This is a genomic window from Halococcus sp. PRR34 (assembly GCF_028617175.1).
Lineage (GTDB): Archaea > Halobacteriota > Halobacteria > Halobacteriales > Halococcaceae > Halococcus > Halococcus salifodinae.
Genome location: NZ_JAQJDA010000002.1, coordinates 204600 through 225733, shown reverse-complemented (window position 1 = coordinate 225733; position 21134 = coordinate 204600). Strand labels below are relative to the sequence as shown.

Below are 21134 nucleotides of genomic sequence, written 5' to 3'. Positions count from 1 at the left end.
GAGCGGTCGAAATACCTCTTATTCGCGGAGCTGGAACGATTCGCGCTCGTAGACGTCGACCGCGTCGCTGGTGGAATCGTCTTTGGGGACGTAGCCGTACGCCTCCCAGTTGTCGTCGGGATAGACGTGGAGTGATCGGCTGCGAACGGGGCTGTAGACGGCGTGGATCTCGTTTTCGCGCGGATCGACTACGGCAGCCTCGCCGGGATCGGCGGTCGTGGTTTCGATCACGTCGAACGTGTACTCGTTCTCGCCGACGGTCGTCGCCGAGAGATCCGAGAGCACGAGCTGTCCCTCGACGAGCACCTCGAAACACGGGCGTCCGTGGTGTTCGTGCGGCATCAGTGCGTACTCCGGTGGCCACTCCATATATCGAACGACGTGGCCGTCGGGATCGCCGATGACTTTCTCGCGGGTGTAGCCACCTTGGTCTGCGTGTGCGGTCGAGACGCCGTCGAAAAACCCCGGCTCGGCGATCGCGTTTTTCACTATATCGGGGCCCTCCTCGACGAACGCTTCGTCGCCCCGCTCCAACAGCTCCCCGAGTTCGTCGTACATCCTGCGCACGGTCGGATTCGGGTCCGCGTCGACTGTCCGACTCATCACGTCTCGAACGTCGTCACACAGCCATCTTAACCGTTGCCCTCCGACGTCAGAGATAGTAGCAATTATATCCGCATTCTGCGTGGCGTCGCGGGTTCGGCGGCCGGTCAACGAGTCGGTCCGCCCCGTTCGATCAGTCGACGAGGTAGCCGAGATCCGAGAGTTGCTGTTTCATCGCGTCGCTGAACTCTCCCTCACGGCTCTCGGTGGAGGCCGGCTGGCCGTCGGTGTCGAGCACCTCGTCGAGCGTCTCGTCGAGGCGCTCCTCGATGTCGGGATGGTCGTCCGCAACGTCGGTGGTCTCGTCGGGGAGGGCGAACAGCTCGCCGCGGTCGTCGCTGCGCTGGTATTTGAACTCGCCCGTGCGGAGCGCGCTGAGCGTCGCGGTGTGGTACGGCGACGGATCGAAGTCGGGGTTCAGCTCCGCGAACCGATCGAGGTTCTTGCAAGCGCGCTTCGCGCCGCGCTGGGTCAGGCTGTGCTCGCGGGTTTCCTCGCCGAGATCGACCCCATGAAGGCCCTCGGTTCGCGCGCCAGCGCTTTCGAGTAGCGTCCGCATGACGTCCGCGTGCTGGACGGTCTCGCCGTCGTGGTCGGCGATCGCGTCGGCCCCGTGAACCACCAATGGCACGTGCGAAACGGCGTCGTCGGTGACGACGAGATGGGCGAGCATCCCGTGCTCACCGAACAGCTCGCCGTGATCGGCGGTGATCACGAACACCGTATCGTCGAGATCGAGGCGGTTCGCGTAGTCGAACAGATCGCCGACGAGATCGTCGGTGTGGGCGATCTCGGCGTCGTAGAGCGCGTGGAGCGCGTCCCACTCGTCCGGCGAGAACGGAGTGCCGTCCGCGATGAGCTGGTGGAGGTTGTCGTGGTGGTAGAGCCCGAGCTTTCGCGCTCGGTCGGTGTCCATCTCGAAATCCTCGGCGTACCGGTCGAGATAGCGCTGTGGTGGGTGGTAGGGATGATGAGGGTCGCCGTAGTGCGCGTAGAGGAAGAACGGCTCGTCGTTCCCGGCGTAGTCGTCGAGCCGGCGCTTCGCGATCTCGTTCATCAGAAAGCCCGTGCCGTGACGCCGCGTGTCGGTCGTGAAGCCGGGACCGTGTCGCCGGCAGTTGAGCAGGTACTTCGCGAGGATACGAGGGCCGGCAGCCTCTAACAGCGTGTCCGCGCTCAGCCACGTGAACTCCTCGAACCCGCGGTCGAGGTCGGTCGCCGAGCTCAGGTGGGAGTTCGGCGAGAGACACGAGGTGTGATACCCCTGCTCGGTGAGGCGTTCGGGGATCGTGTCGAGCTCCTCGGGGATCACGTCGTTTTCCATCCCCGCGCCGTGGTGAGTGGGGACGGTGCCAGTGAGAATCGACGCACTCGATGTGAGCGTCCAGACGCCGTGGGTGTGGCAGTCCTCGAACGCACGACCGTCGCCCATCCCGGCGATTCGCGCGAGGTTCGGGGTGGTGTCGCGCGAGTAGCCGTCGAGCGAGGTGTGATCCATTCGCGTGCTCTCGAGCGTGATCCAGACGATGTTCGGCCGGTCCATGATGGGTATGCTACCCGCCAACCCGGTTTAGTCGTCACGATCCGCCGGTTTGCCACATCCGCCCGCTCGCCACAGCCCGCCCGTTCGTCACGACCCAGCCACGCGCCACATTCGACCGTTGAACCGATGCAATCAGCCGATCGACCCCGCGCGGGCTGAAGTCGATGGGAATAAAGGGAGTGCGGACGGTAGAGAAAGCACCAACTGCCCGCATCGAGCGGCCCTCCTACAGATGAGCACGCTTACCACATCCGACACGCCGGCCTACCGGGGGCAGAAGATCGCCCTCGTCGTCGGCTATCTCGCGCTCGCCGGTGCCGTGCTGTACGCCTACGGCGCGCCGGCCGAGGGGTACGAGATTTCGATCTACACCACCGCCACCCCGATCGGGTTCTGGCTCGGCTTCGCGGTCGCGATCACGATCGCGATCGCCGTCACGCTGTACGCGCCCGAGGGGTATCTCAGCCTCGGCGGGCTCGCGCTCGGCGGTGGTGCAGTGCTCGCACTCGCCGGACTGCCGATCATCCGGAACTACTTCTTCTACGGCACCGGCGACGCGATGACACACCTCGGCTGGACGAAGGACCTCTTCGAGGGCGTGCTGAGCGCGTTCGGACTGTTCTATCCCGGGATCCACACCACCTCGTTGTTCATGAAGGGCGTAGTCGGGACGACGATCCCACGCTCGATGTTGCTGGTGGTGCTCGCGTACATCCTCTCTTTCGTCGTGTTCATCCCGCTGTGCGTGCGCTCGATGACCAGCCACCGCGGTGCAATGCTGCTCAGTGGGCTCGCAGCCTTTCTCCTCCTCCCGATCAACCACCTCGGGATGAACTACATGACGCCCCACCCGATCACCGACGCCGTGCTGTTGAGTCCGGTCGTGATCTACTTCCTGATCAACTATCTCACCAGTCCGGCCGACGTCTTCGAGAGCCGATACCCCGTGCCGGCGCTCACGGCGCTGTTCGCGGTGGTGCTGGGCGCGTCGGTGCTGTATCACCCACAGCAGGCCGCGAATCTCATCATCCTGTTCATCACGATCTCCGGCGTTCAGTTCATCTACCGATCGATGCGCCCGGACAGTCGGATCGCCGGTCACAAAACCCTCTACGGACCGACGATGTTCGTCATCGGGTCGTTCATGCTCTGGTCGGTCGGACGAGGGCGCTACGAGAACTCCGTCGACGCGGTGTTGCGCGAGCTGTTGAGCTTCCTGACCGGCGGTGCAAGCGCGGGTGCGGCAGTCGCCAGTCGAGGGAACTCGCTGACCGCGATCGGGGCGGGCATCGTCGAGGTGTTCCTGAAACTGTTCTCGGTCAGCGCGATCTTCGCGGCGCTCGCCGGTCTACTGATGCTCACGAGCCTCGCCGGCCGGCTCCGGGACACCCCCGACACCGCCGCGCTGGTGAAGTACTTCACCGTCGGTCTCGTCGTCCTGATCCCCTACTCGTTCGTCTTCTTCGTCGGGAGCGTCTCGAAGCTGTTCTTCCGGAACGTCGGGCTCATCATGGTGTTCTCGACGATCCTCGGGTCGATCGCGCTCTATCGGTACGTCTCCGGGCTCTCGGAGTTCGCTCCGGAACGGTGGGTCCGGGGAGCGGTTGCAGTCGGTCTCGTGGTGATGGTCGCGCTCTCGGCGGTCGTGGTCTTCCCCTCGCCGTACATCTACCAGCCGAACCAGCAGGTGGCCGAGAGTCAGATGGATGGGTACGAGTACGCCTTCGACCATCAGGCGGAGGGCGTCGCGATGTACGGACTCCGGTCGGGGCCGTGGCGGTTCAGCCACGGCGTCGAGGGCGTCACGAACAACCCGATTCAGGAGAACGGGCGCGGGATTCCCGAAGCCAACATCTCCGACATCGCCGGCCAGACCGAAGAGGGACGGTATCTGGCGCTCACCGACGCGACTCGGGATCGCGAGAGTCAGGTGTATCGTGGACTCCGGTACAGCCAGGCGAACCTCAGCACGCTCGACACCCAACCGGGCGTTCATCTCGTGCAGTCGAACGGCGAGTTCGACCTCTACTTCATCGCCGGCAGTGAATCGAACACGACGAACGCGACCGTCGCGAGAACTGCGGGCGGTTAAGCGTCGTTTTCGGGCGGCTCACCGCTGCTGTTCGCGACTATCGGCCGGAGAGCGACCGTGCGCAAATGAAAACGGTAATGGCCATCACGCGAGGAGTCCCCACCAGTATGTATCAGCCATGACCGGGACAGCGCCACCTGAGCGGGCGTTCGTTCTCGGCCTCGACGGCGTGCCGTGGGATCGGCTCCGTGCGTGGGCCGACGCGGGCGAACTCCCGAACGTCGCTGCGCTCATCGACGAGGGTGCTGCGGGCGAACTCGAGAGCACGAAACCCGCGAACACCGCGCTCGCGTGGCCGTCGATCGCCACCGGCGTCGCCCCGGACAAGCACGGCATCTACGCGTTTCACGGGCTCCGCTCGGACTATCACCACCGGGTCAACACCAGCGCGGACTGCGATCGCCCGACACTGTGGGAGCTCCTCTCGCCGGCGGTCGTCGCGAACACCCCAATGACCTACCCCGCGAGCGAGATCGACGGCAAGATGGTGACCGGGATGATGACGCCCTCACGCGAGGAGGGGTTCACCCATCCGCCCGAACTCGCTGCGGAGATCGAACGGCGGATCCCCGACTACGAGATCGGGCTGAGCTGGCGCGACTACGACGGGACCGACGCGGAGTTCGCTGCCGATCTCGACGGACTCGTTGCGGCGCGGACCGAGCTACTCCATTTGCTGATGGAGACCGACGACTGGCGGCTGTTCTTTTTCACCTACACGGCCCCCGACCGGCTCCAGCACCTGCTCTGGGACGAGGAGGTCCTCCTCGATCACTACCGCCAGATCGATGCGGTGATCGGCGACGCGCGCGAGTACGCCGCCGCCAACGACGCGACGCTGTTCGTGGTCTCGGATCACGGGTTCGGCCCGGTCTCGAAGCTCGTCAACGTCAACAGCCTGCTCGCACGCGAGGGGTATCTCGCGCCGAAAGACGATACCGCGGCGCGGGGCACGCTCTCACAGCTCGGCGTGACCAAAGACCGGGTGCTTGGCGCGCTCGAACGCCTCGGGATCGACGAGCGCACCATCATGGATCGGTTGCCCCACGACATTATCGACGCGGTCGCCGAACAGATCCCCGGCGGCCACGGGCTCTACGACGTCGAGTACGGCCGGACGAAGGCGTTCTTCCACGGGTACGGCAACGTCTACGTCAACGACACCGAGCGCTTCGACGAGGGGATCGTCCCCCCGAGCGAAGTCGATACCGTCAAAGCGGAGCTCGAAGCGCTCCTCTCGGACCTCACCGATCCCGAGACCGGCGAGCGCGTCCTCGACGTCTACGACGGCGACGACGTGTTCCCGACCGACGACGATTCCCCGGATCTCGTCGTCGAGGGCCACGAGAACTACCACGTCAAAGGGACGCTCGCCGATGCAGTGTTCACCGATCCCGGCGTCCACGCGGCCGAACATCGACCCGAAGGCATCCTCCTGGCTGCCGGGCCCGACGTCGAACCGGGGAGCACGCCGACCGATGCGGATGTCTTCGATGTCGCGCCGACGGTGCTCCACAGCGTCGGCGAGGCGGTGCCAGCGGACGTCGACGGCCGCGTCCTCGACGAGATCTTCGCTCCCGACTCGGCGACCGCCCAGCGGGAGGTGAAGACGGCCGAACACGCCACCGCTGGGCGTGACGCGACGGCTGCGGCGGACGCGGACTTCGATGACGTCGAGGACCGACTCCGCGGTCTCGGCTACATGGAATGACCGATGCGTGACACTGACCTCCTGATCGTCGGCCGGCACGGCCCGGGCGGGATCGGGCAGTACATCAGCGAACAGCGCCGCCACCTCGCGGGAAAGCTGCGCGTCGGAGCCCACAAGATCGGCGCGTTCTCGACGGAGGGCGTCCTCGCGTTCGTCCACTCGGTCCTCGTCATCTGCTGGAACGCGCTGACGTACACCGTGCGGTCGCCGCCCGACATCGTCCACGTCCACTCCTCACATCGGTTTTCGTTCTATCGGGCGGGCTACTACGTGCTGTTTAGCAAGTACGTCTGGGATCGACCCGTGATACTCCACATCCACGGCTCGTCGTTCGACGTGTTCGTTTCGACCGACTTCGCGCCCGTGCGGTGGTATCAGTCGCTGGTGTTCGACGCCGCCGACGAGATCGTGGTGCTTTCGGAGTACTGGAAGGACACCCTCGGCGAGCATACCGACCGCGAGAAGCTCACCGTGATTCCGAATGCGGTCGACGCCGGCGACTACACCCCCGCGTTCGATGGAGATATCCCCCACGTGGTGGCGGTTTCGAACCAGATCCCGCGGAAGGGCGTCGTCGAACTCGCGACCGCGATCGAGACGCTCGCCGACAGGGGACTCGACTTTCGGGTGACGCTCGCCGGCAAGGGGCCGCTCTCGAACCACGCCGAGGAGCTCGCGGCGACCCACGACAACGTGGAGTATCTCGGCTATATTTCGGAAGCGAGCAAACAGCGGCTCCTCGGATCGGGCTCGATCTTCGTGCTGCCGGCCTACGCCGAGGGACTCCCGATCGCGATGCTCGAAGCGATGGCCGCGGGCAACGCCATCGTGTCGACTACCGTGGGCGCAATTCCGGAAGTCATCGGCGAGGACAACGGCCTTCTGGTCGCGCCCCGCGACGCCGATGACCTCACGGACGCGCTCGCCGAACTCATCGCCGATCCCGAGCGGGTGGCCGCGATGGGCGAGGCGAACCGGGAGGCGGCGCTGGAGCGGTTCGCGTGGTCGACCATCGCCGAGGAGCTACTAACGACCTACGACCGCCACCTCGATGTCGCTGAACGGTCCCGCCCGTAGAACGACACGCGCTCTTTCGTACCATCGCGGCGGCGTTCGAAACCCACACCACCACAAGAGCGAAGCCGACCCGCCGACACGGGTGAGGCATGGCCAGTCCACCAGTTAGAGCAACACACGCACCAGCCCGACCAGAACAGGGGAGCGACTGACGCCGATGCACGTCTGTCTACTGTTCGGCGGACGCTTTTCGACCAACGAACGGGCGCGGAGCCACGCTGTCGCGCTCCACGAGGCGGGCCACACGGTCACCGTCGTCTGTCGTGGCGCAGCCCACGACCTCGACCGCGAATCGATCGATGGGATCGACGTGCGTCGACTTCCCGAGGAGACGCTGTACGCCGGAGTAAAGGGGAAACTCGACGGCCTGCGGTACGCTCTTCAGGTGATTCATCCCGCGTGGCTGCGCGCGGTCGAAGAGATCGCCGACGAGCGGGCGATCGACGTCTGTGGAGTGACCGATCTCCGGCTCGTGAAGACCGGATTGCGGGTCGGTGACGTCCACGACGTGCCGGTGGTCGCCACTCTCCCCGGAAACGCGCCGGCGCTCGAACAGCGTCGCAATCGGACCGACGGCTGGCTCGATCGGCTCCAGGATCCCCGAAAACTCGCTCGCCGGCTGTTTCACTCGCCGTGGCGGCTGGGACGGCTCGAAACCGGGCCGCTCGGCGGCGTCGATCGGCTCGTGACGACTTGCGAGGAGGCGCGCGCACGCTACGTCCGCGAGGTGGGGATCGATCCCGAGCGCGTGTCGGTCGTCCACGACACCACCTCGGCGTTGGATACCTTCGAAACCGATGGCCACGTCGACCGCGGTCTCGGCTTCGATCCCGAAGCCGCGTTCGTCGTCACCGCGTTCGCGAACGGGCCGTTCGACACCGATCTCGAAGCGGTCGTCACGGCGGCCGCGCGGGCGGCTGACGACGTCGCGAACCTTCAGTTGGTGCTCGTTGGCGATCACGATCGAGAAACCACGGACGCTCTCGAAACCCAGGCTCGACGGGAGCTTGCGGGCGGTCGGGTCACGTTTCGCACCGAGACCGATCCGGACCGATTGCCTGCACACGTCGTCGCGAGCGACGTCTGTGTGTTCCCCACCCACCCGTCGGCAGTCGCCGAGACATCGATTCCGAGGCCGCTGTTCCGGGCGCTAGCGACGGGCGTGCCGATCGTGACGACCGATATCGGGCCCGCATCGCGGGTCGTCGGCGAGGCGGACGCCGGTCGGGTGATCCCCGTCGGGGATCGGGAGTCGCTGACTGCGGCGCTCGTCGCGCTTGCCGATTCCACGACAGCCGCCGCACACGGCGCGAACGGCCGGCGAGCGGTCGAGCGCCAGTACGATACTGAGCGGGGCGCCTCGCGGCTCGCATCGATCTACGAGTCGCTCTCTTGGACTGCGGTCAGCGAGGCGGGCGACGAGCTCAAAACGGCCCGGACAGGAGGTTCGACAGCGCCATGATGTACGACCCGATCTCGTAGGAGCCCTTGTACATCTGGTCGTCGACGTCGAGCCGGTCGTCGACGGTGAGAAAGCGCATCGGGACGCCGATCCCGGCGAGTTCGACGAGATCGCCGCGTGAGCTATCGCCGTCGATCCACGACATCGCGCGCCGCACCGCGTGGTCGTAGTCGCGCTCGCCGCCCGCGCGATAGTACTGGGCAACCGCGTTGACGAAGAACGTCTGGTGGCACTCGTAGAGGAAATCCCAGTGTGGCGGCCGGAAGCCGAGGCGTTTGGTGGTCTCCCGCCGGAGTCGGCGGGGCAGCGAGACGTCCTGCCAGATGAACGCGCCGTCGTCGCGCATCCGTTCGTCGATGGTGTAATCGAGCACGCGCTCGACGCCGTCGAGATACCCCGTCTGGCCCGTGACCTCGGCGGCACGCGCGAACCCCCAGCAGGCGTACATCTGGTTCTGGTGACGGCGGGTGGTGTGGTTGTCGAACGCGAACAGTCCCTCGGGGGTGAGACGGTCGTTCATCGTCCAGAGCGCGTCGGAAAGTGCGTCACGGATTTCGGGGTCGGGATCGCGTTCGTAGAGATACGACCAGCCGTACGCCAGCAGGCTGTCCTCGGCGTGGGTGAAGTCGAACCGATCGTTCGCGTGCTCGAACAGCCGGCGGGCGACCCGCTCGTAATCGTCGTCGAAGACGTCGGCGGCGAGCGCGAACGCACACGTCAGCGGGCCGATCCCGTAGCTCGGCATCTCGTCGAAGGTGCCGTCATCGATTTTTCGGGCGAAGTACGAAAGCGCGCGCTCGATCTTCGCGTCGTACGCCTCGGTGGCGAGGGGCGATGTCCGCCACTGCATCGTTCCCATCAGTCCGAAGGGAGCGTAGCGCCACAGTTCGCGGTCGTCCGGGGTCCACGAGAACGTCGGCTCCCCTTCCCCATCGTCGACGATCTCGTAATCGTGCGCGCGGAGGATTTTGCCGTCCTCGTCGTCCCAGAACCCGTTCTCCGCGACCGGGCGGAACAGACAGTCGAGCGCGTCGTCGAGACGGGATCGATACTGCTGGGGTTCGGCTGCGAGCACGAGATACGACGCGCCGTCCCACCGATCGCGTGCGGTGAGTTCGTCGCTGGCGCGCTCGGCGAGATCGACGAAAGAGTCTTGGAACCGCTCGGGAAGCGCGCTCACCCCCATGTGAGCGTAGTAGGGGTACTGGAAGACGAGATCGTGATCGACGAGCCGCCAGTCGGGCGAGATGACCGAGAGCGCTTCGTCGGGTGTGTAGTACCGATTGGTGTTCCAGTCGGCGACGGCGTACGGCGAGCGCGGCGTCGGGACCGAGAAGACGAACCGGCCATCCGGCGCGAGCGTCCGGTGAATCTCGTCGGTGAGATCGTCGACCGCGAGGAACTTCCAGTCGTAGGGGCCGATCGACACCGCAGCGTCGAAGTGCCCGGCGTCGAACGGGAGGGCGGGTGCTTCGGGGTCGACAGTCCGAAATTCCGTGGCGTCGACGATCTGGCTGGCGTACTCGCTCGCGTCGGGCGAGAAATCCACCCGCGTCACCGCCGCGTCGAGTTCCCTCGTGACGCCGGCTTCGGAGGCGAGATCGAGCACGCGATCGTTCGTGCCGAGCTGATCGAGCGCACGCCGTCGCTCGGCCGTTCGAAGGGCTTCGACGAGCGGGCTGGCCGGTGGCTGGTTCACCCACCGTTTCAGATGTGCGTCGCGGGTCACTGCCGACGAGTTCCCTTCCGGTGTACATTTAGCTGTTCCTTCGTTCGTCCAGGCTATGTGCCCGCCTTCGCCCGACGACGCGCCCGCGACGGCCGCCCCGGACGTCCCGCTCGTTTCGGTCGTGATCCCGACGTACTACCGCAACGACCGACTCGGTGGCACGATCGAGAGCGTCGCCGAGCAGGACCACCCGACCGAGATCATCGTGGTCGACGACTCCGGCGAGGGCCACGCCGAGCCGGTCGTCGCCGAGTTCGACGTCACGTATCTCGACCTCGATCGGAACCGTGGTTCGAACCCCGCGCGGACGATGGGCGCGGAGCGCGCCACCGGGGAGTACGTCCAGTTTCTCGACGACGACGATCGGCTGCTGCCCGGCAAGCTCGCCCGCCAGGTCGACCTGCTCGAAGGGACGGAGGCGGGTGTGGCGTACTGTGGGATGACCTACGAGGACGGCCGTACCGTGCTGCCGGACTCGACTGTGCGGGGTGACGTACTCGAATCCGCGCTCGCGTTCGCGATGTCGCCCTGCGTGACGTCGACGATGCTCATCGATCGTGAGATGCTCGACGGCGTGTTGCCGCTGCCGGATCGACCCGGCGGCGACGATCTCGGGCTGATGATCGATCTCGCGCGCCGGACGAGCTTCGAATTCGTCGACGACTCGCTGGTTCGTCGGGGCCTGATCGACGACTCTCGCGGGAAATCACCGGGGCTGATCCGTGGACGACTGGAGATCGTCCGGGAGTACGACGACCTGTATCGAGCAGCGTCACCCGGGGTGCGTGCGGACGCGCTCGCCAACACCTACCGGCTGGAGGGACGGATGCAGCTCCGCGACCGTCGGTGGTCGGGTGCGGCCGTGCGGTCGTTCGCTCGGGCATGCTATCACGCGCCGTCGATCCGCACGGCGGTTCCGCTGGGAGCGTCGCTGTTCGGCCAACCCGGTATGGACGCGATGCAGCGTGTCTACCAGTTGACACGGTAGTCAGCCAACTGATCGCTCGTTTTCAGACTACTCCGCCAGCGACGCACGCCAGTTCATCGCGGCGTCGCGGGCGCGGCGCGCTCCCGCGAGCGCCCGCTGACCGAGCACGGAAAAGGCCATGATGAACACGCTCTCGGCGGCGGGTTCGTACTCCATCGCACGGCGCGCGTAGCCGAACGCCCGTCGGCGCTGGCCGCGTTCGAGTGCAACTCTCGCCCTGGCGCGGCACTGCTTCTCACGGAGCCGGCGCTCGATCCCGGGATACTGTTCGATCTCGTCGCGGTACTTTTTCCAGATCAGGTTGTTGACCTCGATGCCGTGGGTGAGCTGCTGTGAGATGTTGTCGGTGTGGAAGATACGCTCGACGAGGCGTTCGTCGACGGCCGCGAACTCGTACTCCTTCGCGAGCCGGATGCAGTGATCCCAGTCCACGCCGCGAGGAAAGTCGAGATCGAACCCGCCGAGATCGAAACACTCCGCGCGGAGCATGTGGCTCGAATGTGGGTGGAGGCCGAAGCGGGCGATCACGTCGGGGTAGATGTCACCCTCACGATCCGGTCGATAGACCCGGACGATGTTCTCGCCCTGGCGGACGACCCCGCCGGTGTAGACCACGCCGTACTCCTCGCCGAGCTCCGCGAAGGCGGCCAGCTGCTTCTCGACTTTCTCCTCGTGCCAGCGATCGTCGTCGTTGAGTACGCAGATGAACTCGCCGTCGGCCACCGCAGCCGCCCGGTTCATGCTGACCGAGATGCCGCGGTTCTCGTCGTTGTGGCGGACGCGCACTCGGTCGTCGTCGGCGTAGGTGTCGAGCTTCGCCGCCGTGTCGTCCGTCGAGCCGTCGTTCACCACGACGACCTCGATCTCGTCGTGGGTCTGCTCCAGCACTGTGTCGACGGCTCCGGTGACGTACTCCGCGCGGTTGTACGTCGGCAGGACGGCGCTGACGAGCGTCATTGTCCCCTCCCAGTCCGTCGCTCGTGATAAGCGGCGTCGTTGCGACGCGGCAAAGGGCTGCACTGGCGAGAGCCGGAGTCCCCTCACAGTAAGAATCGCAGCCGACCACAAGAGCGAAGACCGATCGTCGGGAAATCCTCGCATGACGAGTCATCGACCACCCGCCTCGCCGTCTTCCGTCTGATCATGCACATCTGTATGCTCCTCCCGGAGCGGTTCCCGCCGGACGTCCGGGTCGAAAAGGAGGCTGCCACGCTCCGCGCGGCCGGCCACGAGATCACGCTCGTCTGTCGCGGCGGGCCGGCCGAGCCAACCTTCGAGCGGATCGACGGGATCGACGTCCAGCGACTGCCCGTCGACGAACTGTTCGCCGGCCTCCGCGGGATCGTCGACGGCGCACGGTACGTCGCGACCAACGTCCATCCCGTCTGGCAGCGGGAGATCGAGGAACTCGTGAGCGACGACTTCCCTGGCGGGTCGATCGACGCGATCCATGTCCACGACCTTCCACTGGTAAAGACCGCGCTCACGGTAGGCGACGATCACGACGTTCCCGTGGTGGCCGATCTCCACGAGAACTACCCCGAGGCAGTCCGTCAGATACACCGGATGCGCGGCTGGCGCGAGATCGCGCGCGATCCCGAGGACCTGGTTCAGCGACTCTTCCTCTCGCCGACCCGACTCAAACGCCTCGAACGCCACGCCGTCCGGAACGCCGAGCGCACGATCACGGTGTGTGAGGAGGCGCGCGCGCACTACCTCCGGGACTGCGATGCGGATCCCGAACGGGTGAAGATCGTCTCGAACACCGTCGATCTCGACGCGTTCGATCCCGATGCGACCGAACCCCCGACCGGCCTCGGGTTCGATCCCGAGGAATCGTTCGTGGTTTCGTACGTCGGGAACTTCACCGAACACCGCGGCCTCGACACCCTGATCGAGGGGGTCGCCCATCTCGCCGAAACCCACTCGGACGTGCAGTTGGTGTTCGTCGGGAAGGGCAACGACAACTACGTCGCGGGCCTCGAACGGCTCGCACGCTCGCTCGGCATCGGTGATCGACTGACGCTCACGGGCTGGGTCGACTTCGACGACGTGCCCGACTACATCGCCGCGAGCGACGTCTGTGCCGTCCCGCACGCTGCGACGCCACACACCGAGACCACCGTCCCGCACAAGCTCTTCCAGTACATGGCGATGGGAGTGCCGGTGGTGACGAGCGACGTCGCGCCGCTCGCACGGATCGTCACGCGGACCGAAAGCGGCCGCGTCGCACCCGCCAGCGACGGCGAAGCGATGGGTGCGGCCCTCGATGATCTCACGGATCCCGAGACCGCAGAGGAGTGCGGGGAGAACGGTCGGCGGGCGGTCGAACGCCGGTACAACTGGGCGCACGATGGCGCGCGCCTCCGGACGATCTACGACGAGCTGTGAGTGCGGCGTCGTTCGAGCGGTCGATCGGAGCGTGCTTTCGGATAGCGTTCAGCCGTCGGGATCGCCGTCGGCGACCTCTCGCGTGAGTGTGAAGACGCTGTTTCCGGCCCCGTCGATGACCTCCATCCGGACTTCGTAGACGTCACCGCTGCCTCCCTCCACCCCAAACGTTTCGCTGCCGGCGGTGCTCGCCCCACCCGCATCGAACCGACGGCTGGCGACCGTACGAGCCTCGCCGTCGGGATCGGCGACGATCGTCACCTCGAGGTCCACGAGGTCGGAGTTGGGATCGGAGACGTTCCACGCGACGTCGAAGCTGGCGTTCCCGTCGGCCGAGCGATCGGTGACGGTGAACCCCTCGATCACCGGCGATCCATCGCTCGAAGTGGCAGTCGCGTTCTCGCTGGCTGTCGTGTTCTCGTCTGCCTGCGCCACCGTTTGCGTCGTGGCCGACGCTGTGGTCGCTTCTCCAGGTGTTGTCGTCGCCGACGAGGCCGCTGTCGGTGACTGACCGGACGTCACTGCCGCGGTCGTTGCAGCGCTCGGTCGATCATCGCCGGTCGTTCCAGCGGTCGTGTCGGCCGAACCGATCGGTTCACCAGCGGTCGTCGCGTTCGTCACGTTCCCCGGCTCAGACGGCGAGTCGGCCCCGAAGAGGTTCGTTGCCACCCCGGTCACGAGCGGCTGAACGACGACGACAGCGAGGACGATGATGGCGAGCGAGAGCAACAGTACGGCGGCGATCCGTCGCGTGTCCAGCTCCTCGTCGCTGCCCACTCCGTCGCTACTGCCCGATCGATCGCCACTGCTCAACCCACTGTTGCTGTTGGCGGCCTCGTCGTTCCCGAAGACGAAGTCACCACGATCGCGCTCGCTACTGTCGTCGCTATCGGACATCGTGTCGTGAGTGTGCCATCAGTCGCACCGGCTATTGATCTTGTTCATCTTCGTCTCGATCGTTTCGTCGTGGTTTCCGACAAGAAAACGCTACGGGTACGACCGCTGGAGGACGATCTCGTCGCTCGCGTCCCTGACGGTCATGGTGTCCGCGCCGTTCTCCCAGACCTCGTTCGCCTGCCCCCAGTAGCGTTCGGTGTCGGTGTCGGTGCCGCTGCCGGTGTACAGCGTGATCTCCTCGCCCGGGGCGAGTGTCGTGCCATCCGAGAAGGTGTACGTCGTTCCCGAGGAGTCCGTCACCGTCCAGCCCGAGAGGTCGAGCGAGGCGTCGCCGGTGTTCCCGTAGGTCACGAACTCGTCGGTCAGGTTCGCGATGTCGTTGCCGCCCGCGTCGGCCTGGAGTGCGGCGATCGAGAGGTTGCCGCTGCCGTCCGTTTCGCCGTCGTCCGCTCCACCGTCACCACTGCCAGTATCATCGGTGTTGCCGCCGTCAGCGCCGGCGACGAACTGCTTCGCGATCGGGAGCACCTGCTCCATCGAGCGCGCCTCGTTGAACGCGTCGGGCGAGGGGCGCTGGAGGTGGAGCAGCTGGAAGTACGTCTGGTGTTCGGCCTCCACCGAGTGGATGCTGAGGGCAGCCTTCAGCACCTCCTCGCTGTCGATCAGCGGTGCTGCGCCCGCGTACGCCGACACCCCGACGGCTTCGAGCCGATCGGCGATCGCCACGAACTCCGCGATGGAACCGTACGAGAACTCGTAGGCGGCGGGTTCGACCGGTGTCCCGCCGAGATCGGTGATCGTCTGGCGCAAGGCGTCGACGTGAGCCTCCTCGTGGTCCCGCACGTCCTGGATCTGCTGGTAGGTCGAATATTGAAGCGTCGGCCGCGCGAAGTACTCCGCCACCGCCGAGCGCTCGACCTCGCTTTCGGTGTATTCCGCGAGGAAGTCGTTGTAGTACGCTGCTTCGAGGTGTTCCAGCGCCAGCGCGTAGTTCAACACCTCCACGTCGCTCGGCGACGAATCGACGTCGCTGCTGCCGTCATTGCCCGCTGCCACGCCACTGGTGGCCGAAAGCGCGAGTGCTCCGGCACCCGCAAGCGCCGCATCACTCATGAACCCTCGCCGTGAGCGTCCGCCGTCGGTTCGTGCCGATGGATCGGTCATGTGAATGACTTCTACGGTAGCCTCCAAAAACCTATGCCAAAATCTCTTCCAAAACGACCCGATCGACTGTTGATGGTGTGCGGTTGCTGGCGTCGACATCGATCGATGTCTCGAACGGTGCTCTCACCAGTGAAGATTTATGTGCAAGTGTCCGATTGCGTAGCTATGAGCGATACAGACACGCCCTCCGAAGTGGCTGTCGCGTCGGATGGGATCACCGTCCGGAAAGCCACGGCAACCGACGAGTTTCCCGTCCCGGCAGTCACGTTCGATTTCATTTCCGAACGCGACGACACGGCGGTGGTCAGGATGGTGGATGCGGCCCCCGACGACGTCGTGCTCGACGACATCGGATTTAATCCTGACTACGGCGGGGATCACTGGTCGATCGAGGACGGCTACGCCGTGTTCGAACGACGACTCGCCCCGGGTGAGGAGTATCAAACAGTCTACGGCGTCCGCAATGCCGACCTCGATCCCGAACAGTTCGTGATCGATCCAGTGCTCGACGTCACGAGCGCCGACACTCCCGAAGCCGACCACGACGACACCGAACCGTCCGAGAAAGCGGCGACAGCAACGACAGCCGGAGCGAACGGCGTCGGCGCGGCGCTCGCGGCAGAACTCCGCAACGACGATCTCTCGTCGGCCGACCGCGAACTGCTCACCGAGGAGTTCGGCCAACAGGACAGCGAAACGGTCCGTCTCTCACATCTCCAGTCGCGGATCAGCGATCTGGAGGCTTACACCGACGCGCTCGAAGCGTTCATCGACGATCACGGGACGGGCCACGAGGCGATCGAGGACCTCTCCGACCGGCTCGATACGATCGAGACCGAGATCGACGACCTCGCCGACCGTACCGACGAGAACACGACGGAGATCGAGAGGGTCACCGAGCGCACAGCGGAGAACGCAACCGAGATCGAGAGTGTTGTCGACCATACTGATGAGAACGCGGCCGAGATCGACGGGATCGACGACCGGCTGGACGAAACGGCAGCCGATGTCGACGACCTCGCCGACCGCACCGAGGAAAACGCGACCGACATCGATGCGCTCGACAAAGGGATCGCCGATGTGCAAGCCGAAATCGAGGAGACACAGGCGTGGATCGACGACCTCCGCGACGAGATCGAGGAGATCGACGCGTGGCGCGGCCGGATTTCGAACGTTTTCGGCGAGGGATCCGTGACCGAAGCGGAGTCCGAGGACTGATTCGGCCTAACGGGGAGTCGTCCACACCTCACCGGCGAGGCTGTGAGACGTTTCTGTCGTCGTTGTGCGCTCGTTGTTTAAGTGGCTCTGGCGACAAGGTGTAGATACGAGCGAGGTGCCGCTCCGAGTTCTTCTCGCGACCGTCGTTCGAAACGGGAGCGTCGGTCAGTCCAGCCGGTACCCGTCGATGCGCCGGACCGCGACACGGTACGCGATCGGCACCGCAACCGCAACGCACCCGAGAACGATCCAGCTTCCCGTCGTCAGCGTGTCGACGCTCACGGTCAGTCCGAAGGGGAGCCACGCCGACAGTACGACCGTCCCGAGTTCGCGAACGACGTCATCGATCACGACGGCCCCTGCAACCACTGCGAGAGTAAGCGCCTGAGAGAAGACGCCGTAGGCGACTTTGCTGGGTGGGACCGCTCGCCGCGCGCCGGCGAAGTCGACCGCCGCGAACCGCGGGAACACTGCACCGATACCTGCCGCGAGAACGGCCGCGGCGACGACGGCGGCCACACTGCTGGCCGCGAGCACCGCGAGCGCCACCCCTGACTCGCCGGCGAGAACGCCGACGCCGACCGCGAGTCCGGCGATCACCGGCGCAATCGGGAGGACGGCCACGACGTGACCGTGGACGACCGATCGGCCGCCGGCCGGGGCACTCAACAGCGTCGGCAGCGTCGCGCCCTGATTGCCCAGCGGGTTCAGCGGGACGGCAGCGCCGGCGGCCCACGCGCCGTACCAGATCACGGCCCACGGGGCGTACCACGGAAGCGTGCCGGTCGCCAGCAGCGACTCGCCGAGCGGGATCGCGGCCACCAGCGGGAACGCGACGAAGACCAGCTGGAGCGGCGATCGGTAGGCCCGAACGAGCGCCGTGCTGGCGATACCGAGCGTCGCCGGTCGCCGGCAGACGGTACGGAGCAGCCGATCGATGCGGTGCTCTGGAGCGACGGCAGCCGCATCCGCGTCGTCCTCGGTCGGCCGTGCGCGATCGGCGCGCCACGCGTAGCGCGCGGCGACGACGGTCGAGCGCGTGCCGGCGACGGCGGCGACACCCCCAACGAGGATCACGGCGACGGCACCCACGCCGGACGCACCCGCGCCGACAGTCGTCGACAGCGCGAGGTCGCCGAGCCAGCCGAGCGGTGGTGCTCGCAGCACGGGTGTGATCCACTCGATGACGGTCACGACCTCGCCGGAGACCATCACGATCAGGTAGCTAACGCCGATTCCGGCTCCGAGAATCGGTTTGAACCGAGAGAGCCGTTCGGACCGATGAACAACGCCCTTCGCTGCCAGCCCGATCGGATAGCCGGCTGCGGTCGCGGTCACAATGGCGACGGCGGTGGCGGCGAACCCACCGACGAGCGGGAGCGGGGTGCCGGTACCGACGGCCAGACCGAGCGTGGCTGCGAGCGGGAGAACGAACACGAGTACCGCGAACTTGGCCGCTGCGGCGAGGAGCTTCCCGACGACGACATCGACCGCCGGTCTGATCGTGAGGTAGTGACCGTCGTTGGCGAGGCCGCCGTTCGATCCGAGAGCGTCGACGGCGAGAGTGGCGGTCAGAAACAGCCAGAGAACGCTCCACGCGATCCCGACCGTCGCCAGCGATAGCGGTGGCGACTCGCCAGCGACCAGGGCCGTCCCGATACTGCGGGTAGTGTCGAACGCCACCCAGCTCCCGAACAGGAGACCGAGTGCCGACACCGCCATGTACAAGAGCCAGAAATCCTGACCCCGGAGCCAGCGATAGCCGCGCCGCAGCTCGATCCGAGCGAGTTCGACGCCAGCGGTCAGGGTCGAGAGACCGTCAGCATGCCGACCGCTGGCGGTGGCCGGCGGTTCGGCGGTGCTCGTCTCCACATCCTGGCGACGCTCACGCGCCGGCGACGACTCCTCAGTCATCCGTGGTTCCAGTCGCGGTGGCCCTCTCGTCGGTGCCGTCGGCGTCCGCACCGTCCGCAGCGGTGATGTCGAGGAACGCGGCTTCGAGATCCGACGCCGCTCCCTTCTGAGCTCGGGCTTTCAGCTCGTCGGGCGGTCCCTCGGCGACGAGCTGGCCGTCGTCGATCACGCCGACCGTGTCGGCGAGCTCGTCGACCACCGACAGGACGTGCGTCGAGAGGAACACCGTCATCTCCCGGGTGACGAGGTCGGCGATCGTCTCTCTGACCGTGCGGGCGGCCCGCGGATCGAGCCCCGATGTGGGTTCGTCGAGCAACACGACCGCCGGATCGTGGAGCAGCGTGGCGATGATGCCGACCTTCTTTGTCATCCCCGTCGAATAGCCCTCGATCCGCCGGTCGGCGTCTGTGAGTAGGTCGAACCGATCCAGTAACTCCTCGATCCGTTCGTCGGCTTGCTGGTCGGGGATTCCGTGGAGTCTGGCGACGTGTCTGAGCTGCTCCCACCCCGTGAGCTCGTCGAACACCGGCGGCTCCGCCGGGAGATAGCCGATCCGCTCGGTGAGCGCTGGTCGATCGGTGATCGGCACACCGGCCACCGTGGCCGTCCCCGCGGTCGGCTCGGTGAGCGTCGTCAACAGCCGCATCGTAGTGGTCTTGCCGGCCCCGTTCGGGCCGAGAAAGCCGTAGACGGTTCCCGAAGGGATCGTGAGCGACAGCTCCTCGACTGCGGGGTCGTCGCCGTACCGCTTCGTGAGCCCCTTGGCGACGATGGCGGGATCGCTCATCGTCCCCTCCGTTCGAGACCTCTCGGTGGTACACTCGGCCGTCATGGTCGGTGTGGGCGTCGGGGACGGTCGTCGCGTGTCGTGTCGAAGTGAGTCTGTCGTGGCATGGCTCTGTGTCAAATGGGCTTTCCGTAAAGCATACTTTACAGTAAAGCATGTTTTACACACCCACTTGAATCTGTCGGTGGGAGACAACCATCGTCAAGAGAACACGACGACGGGTGGGACGTTACTGTTCGCTACCGTCGAGTTCGGGATCGAAGAGGTCCTCGATCCGACAGTCGAAGTGACAAGCGAGTTCGAACGCCAACTCGATCGAGGGGTCGTAGCGCTCGCGCTCGATGGCGTTGATCGTCTGGCGGCTGACGCCGACCGCCGCCGCGAGATCGGCCTGGCTCAGATCATCGACGTTGCGCCGTTGGCGGATGTCGTTTTTCATGGTCGGTACCGGACCCAGAGATAGGCGATCCCGAACAACCCGAACAGTGCCGAGTAGCCGAACAACGCTCCTTCGAGCACCGGCGGGATCGTGTAGTAGCCCGTTTCTTCGAGCACCAGCAACGCCGGCCAGCCAGCGATCCCCGTGACGGCGATCACAGTGAGCGTGATGTGGCTCGCCCGCCGCTCGTGTGCTGTATCGCGCTCGTCGAACAGCGTCACGGCGGTGCCACGCCAGACGCCGACGAACGCGAGAAATCCGAGCCAGTACAGTCCGACGCCGACCAACGGATAGCCGACGTTGGCTGCGGCGACGAACCCCAGCGTTCCAGCGATCGCACAGCCGAAGCTCAGCCGTCGGTACCGACGCCGTTTCGAGAGTCTGTCTCGCCCGGACGAGTTCGACCGTGACATGATCGATACAGAGAGGGAGAACCTTGCTGTAAAAGAAGCTTTACACTGGCTGTCGTTTCGACACCGGAACGACTGGGGAATCAGTCCGGTCTCGACCGATAGTATATCACGGCGCGGGATTTATGCCGGTCGATGACAGCGACAGCGCGACCCGAGGAAGGTGACGTCCACACGTTCGAGCGGACGTTCACCCACGAGGACGTCGAGCGCTTCGGCGAGGTCTCCGGCGATCGCCAGGCGATCCACACCGAACCCGACGACGAGGGACGACTCGTCGTCCAGGGGCTGCTCACTGCGACGCTTCCGACCAAGATCGGCGGCGATCTCGGTGTCCTCGCGCGGACGATGGAGTTCGAGTTCCGCAAACCGGTCTACACCGACGAGACGATCACCTGCGAGGTGACAGTCACAACAGTCACCGAGCGTGACGACCGCTACGAGCTCGCGTGTTCGGTAGATTGTCACGACGAGGACGGGACCACCGTGATGCGATCGGGGTTCGAGGGGCTGATCTGGAAGGACGAGCGGTAGCAATCGAGTTTCGCTGCTCGGAGCGTGCTCACCGCTCTACGCGCTTGAACGCCACAGGACCGATGTCGTCGAGAGTGTACTCGTGAACGCCGACTACTCTCGACATGGCTGTCACACGAGTCGGGCGCGAATGGTCGAACCGTCCATCATCCAAGCCGAACCGTCCGGATCGGTC

General features: G+C 65.8%; 18 protein-coding genes. 8 read left to right on the top strand and 10 right to left on the bottom strand.

Annotated features, from left to right (window positions below):
- Nucleotides 1-18 precede the first annotated feature (18 nt).
- Complete coding sequence (locus tag PHA81_RS04450) at nucleotides 19-603, bottom strand: hypothetical protein (RefSeq protein WP_005044614.1); 585 nt, start codon at nucleotides 601-603, stop codon at nucleotides 19-21.
- A gap of 133 nt (nucleotides 604-736) precedes the next feature.
- Nucleotides 737-2146: a sulfatase-like hydrolase/transferase gene (locus PHA81_RS04445; RefSeq protein WP_005044613.1), complete on the bottom strand. Its 1410-nt coding sequence runs from the start codon at nucleotides 2144-2146 to the stop codon at nucleotides 737-739.
- Between the two features lie 232 nt (nucleotides 2147-2378).
- On the opposite strand from PHA81_RS04445, the gene PHA81_RS04440 reads away from it, so the two are divergent.
- The 4 genes from PHA81_RS04440 (at nucleotide 2379) to PHA81_RS04425 (ending at nucleotide 8488) form a co-directional block, all read left to right on the top strand.
- Entirely contained in the window at nucleotides 2379-4238 is a 1860-nt protein-coding gene (locus PHA81_RS04440) for a hypothetical protein (protein ID WP_273835453.1), read from the top strand.
- A gap of 118 nt (nucleotides 4239-4356) precedes the next feature.
- Nucleotides 4357-5949 carry an alkaline phosphatase family protein gene (locus PHA81_RS04435; RefSeq protein WP_005044610.1) on the top strand — a complete coding sequence of 531 codons (1593 nt, stop codon included), beginning with the start codon at nucleotides 4357-4359 and terminating at the stop codon, nucleotides 5947-5949.
- A gap of 3 nt (nucleotides 5950-5952) precedes the next feature.
- Nucleotides 5953-7026 (top strand): glycosyltransferase family 4 protein, encoded by a 1074-nt coding sequence (locus PHA81_RS04430; protein WP_273835449.1) that lies wholly within the window; start codon nucleotides 5953-5955, stop codon nucleotides 7024-7026.
- A 157-nt stretch (nucleotides 7027-7183) separates the two neighbouring features.
- Nucleotides 7184-8488, top strand: coding sequence for a glycosyltransferase family 4 protein (locus PHA81_RS04425; RefSeq protein ID WP_005044608.1), 1305 nt, complete (start codon nucleotides 7184-7186; stop codon nucleotides 8486-8488).
- Here PHA81_RS04425 and PHA81_RS04420 read toward each other — a convergent pair.
- A complete protein-coding gene (locus PHA81_RS04420; RefSeq protein ID WP_005044607.1) occupies nucleotides 8451-10217 on the bottom strand; it encodes a class I SAM-dependent methyltransferase in 1767 nt (588 codons plus the stop codon). The two genes, PHA81_RS04425 and PHA81_RS04420, sit on opposite strands and share 38 nt — an antisense overlap.
- 55 nt (nucleotides 10218-10272) lie before the next feature.
- Between PHA81_RS04420 and PHA81_RS04415 the strand changes: the two genes are divergently transcribed.
- The gene (locus PHA81_RS04415) at nucleotides 10273-11205 is read left to right on the top strand and encodes a glycosyltransferase family 2 protein (RefSeq protein ID WP_005044606.1); all 933 of its coding nucleotides are present in this window, start codon (nucleotides 10273-10275) and stop codon (nucleotides 11203-11205) included.
- 27 nt (nucleotides 11206-11232) lie between these two features.
- Here the strand turns inward: PHA81_RS04415 and PHA81_RS04410 are convergent, their stop codons facing one another.
- Nucleotides 11233-12162 (bottom strand): glycosyltransferase family 2 protein, encoded by a 930-nt coding sequence (locus tag PHA81_RS04410; RefSeq protein ID WP_005044605.1) that lies wholly within the window; start codon nucleotides 12160-12162, stop codon nucleotides 11233-11235.
- A 186-nt stretch (nucleotides 12163-12348) separates the two neighbouring features.
- Between PHA81_RS04410 and PHA81_RS04405 the strand changes: the two genes are divergently transcribed.
- Nucleotides 12349-13596, top strand: a complete 1248-nt coding sequence (locus tag PHA81_RS04405; RefSeq protein WP_005044604.1) for a glycosyltransferase family 4 protein — start codon at nucleotides 12349-12351, stop codon at nucleotides 13594-13596.
- Nucleotides 13597-13644: 48 nt separating this feature from the next.
- Here PHA81_RS04405 and PHA81_RS04400 read toward each other — a convergent pair whose 3' ends face one another.
- The gene (locus PHA81_RS04400) at nucleotides 13645-14493 is read right to left on the bottom strand and encodes a hypothetical protein (protein WP_005044603.1); all 849 of its coding nucleotides are present in this window, start codon (nucleotides 14491-14493) and stop codon (nucleotides 13645-13647) included.
- Nucleotides 14494-14583: 90 nt separating this feature from the next.
- Nucleotides 14584-15657, bottom strand: coding sequence for a ferritin-like domain-containing protein (locus PHA81_RS04395; RefSeq protein WP_273835443.1), 1074 nt, complete (start codon nucleotides 15655-15657; stop codon nucleotides 14584-14586).
- Nucleotides 15658-15822: 165 nt separating this feature from the next.
- On the opposite strand from PHA81_RS04395, the gene PHA81_RS04390 reads away from it, so the two are divergent.
- Nucleotides 15823-16875: a hypothetical protein gene (locus PHA81_RS04390; protein WP_005044598.1), complete on the top strand. Its 1053-nt coding sequence runs from the start codon at nucleotides 15823-15825 to the stop codon at nucleotides 16873-16875.
- Between the two features lie 165 nt (nucleotides 16876-17040).
- Here PHA81_RS04390 and PHA81_RS04385 read toward each other — a convergent pair whose 3' ends face one another.
- The 4 genes from PHA81_RS04385 to PHA81_RS04370 form a co-directional block, all read right to left on the bottom strand.
- On the bottom strand, nucleotides 17041-18789 hold the full coding sequence (locus tag PHA81_RS04385; RefSeq protein WP_005044597.1) for a hypothetical protein: 1749 nt from the start codon (nucleotides 18787-18789) through the stop codon (nucleotides 17041-17043).
- Nucleotides 18782-19576 carry an ABC transporter ATP-binding protein gene (locus PHA81_RS04380; protein WP_049910258.1) on the bottom strand — a complete coding sequence of 265 codons (795 nt, stop codon included), beginning with the start codon at nucleotides 19574-19576 and terminating at the stop codon, nucleotides 18782-18784. Before PHA81_RS04380 ends, PHA81_RS04385 begins: the two co-directional genes overlap by 8 nt.
- A gap of 229 nt (nucleotides 19577-19805) precedes the next feature.
- Nucleotides 19806-20015: a helix-turn-helix transcriptional regulator gene (locus PHA81_RS04375; protein WP_005044595.1), complete on the bottom strand. Its 210-nt coding sequence runs from the start codon at nucleotides 20013-20015 to the stop codon at nucleotides 19806-19808.
- Nucleotides 20012-20428 (bottom strand): hypothetical protein, encoded by a 417-nt coding sequence (locus PHA81_RS04370; protein ID WP_005044594.1) that lies wholly within the window; start codon nucleotides 20426-20428, stop codon nucleotides 20012-20014. Before PHA81_RS04370 ends, PHA81_RS04375 begins: the two co-directional genes overlap by 4 nt.
- 132 nt (nucleotides 20429-20560) lie before the next feature.
- Between PHA81_RS04370 and PHA81_RS04365 the strand changes: the two genes are divergently transcribed.
- Entirely contained in the window at nucleotides 20561-20959 is a 399-nt protein-coding gene (locus PHA81_RS04365) for a MaoC/PaaZ C-terminal domain-containing protein (protein WP_005044593.1), read from the top strand.
- Nucleotides 20960-21134: the final 175 nt, after the last annotated feature.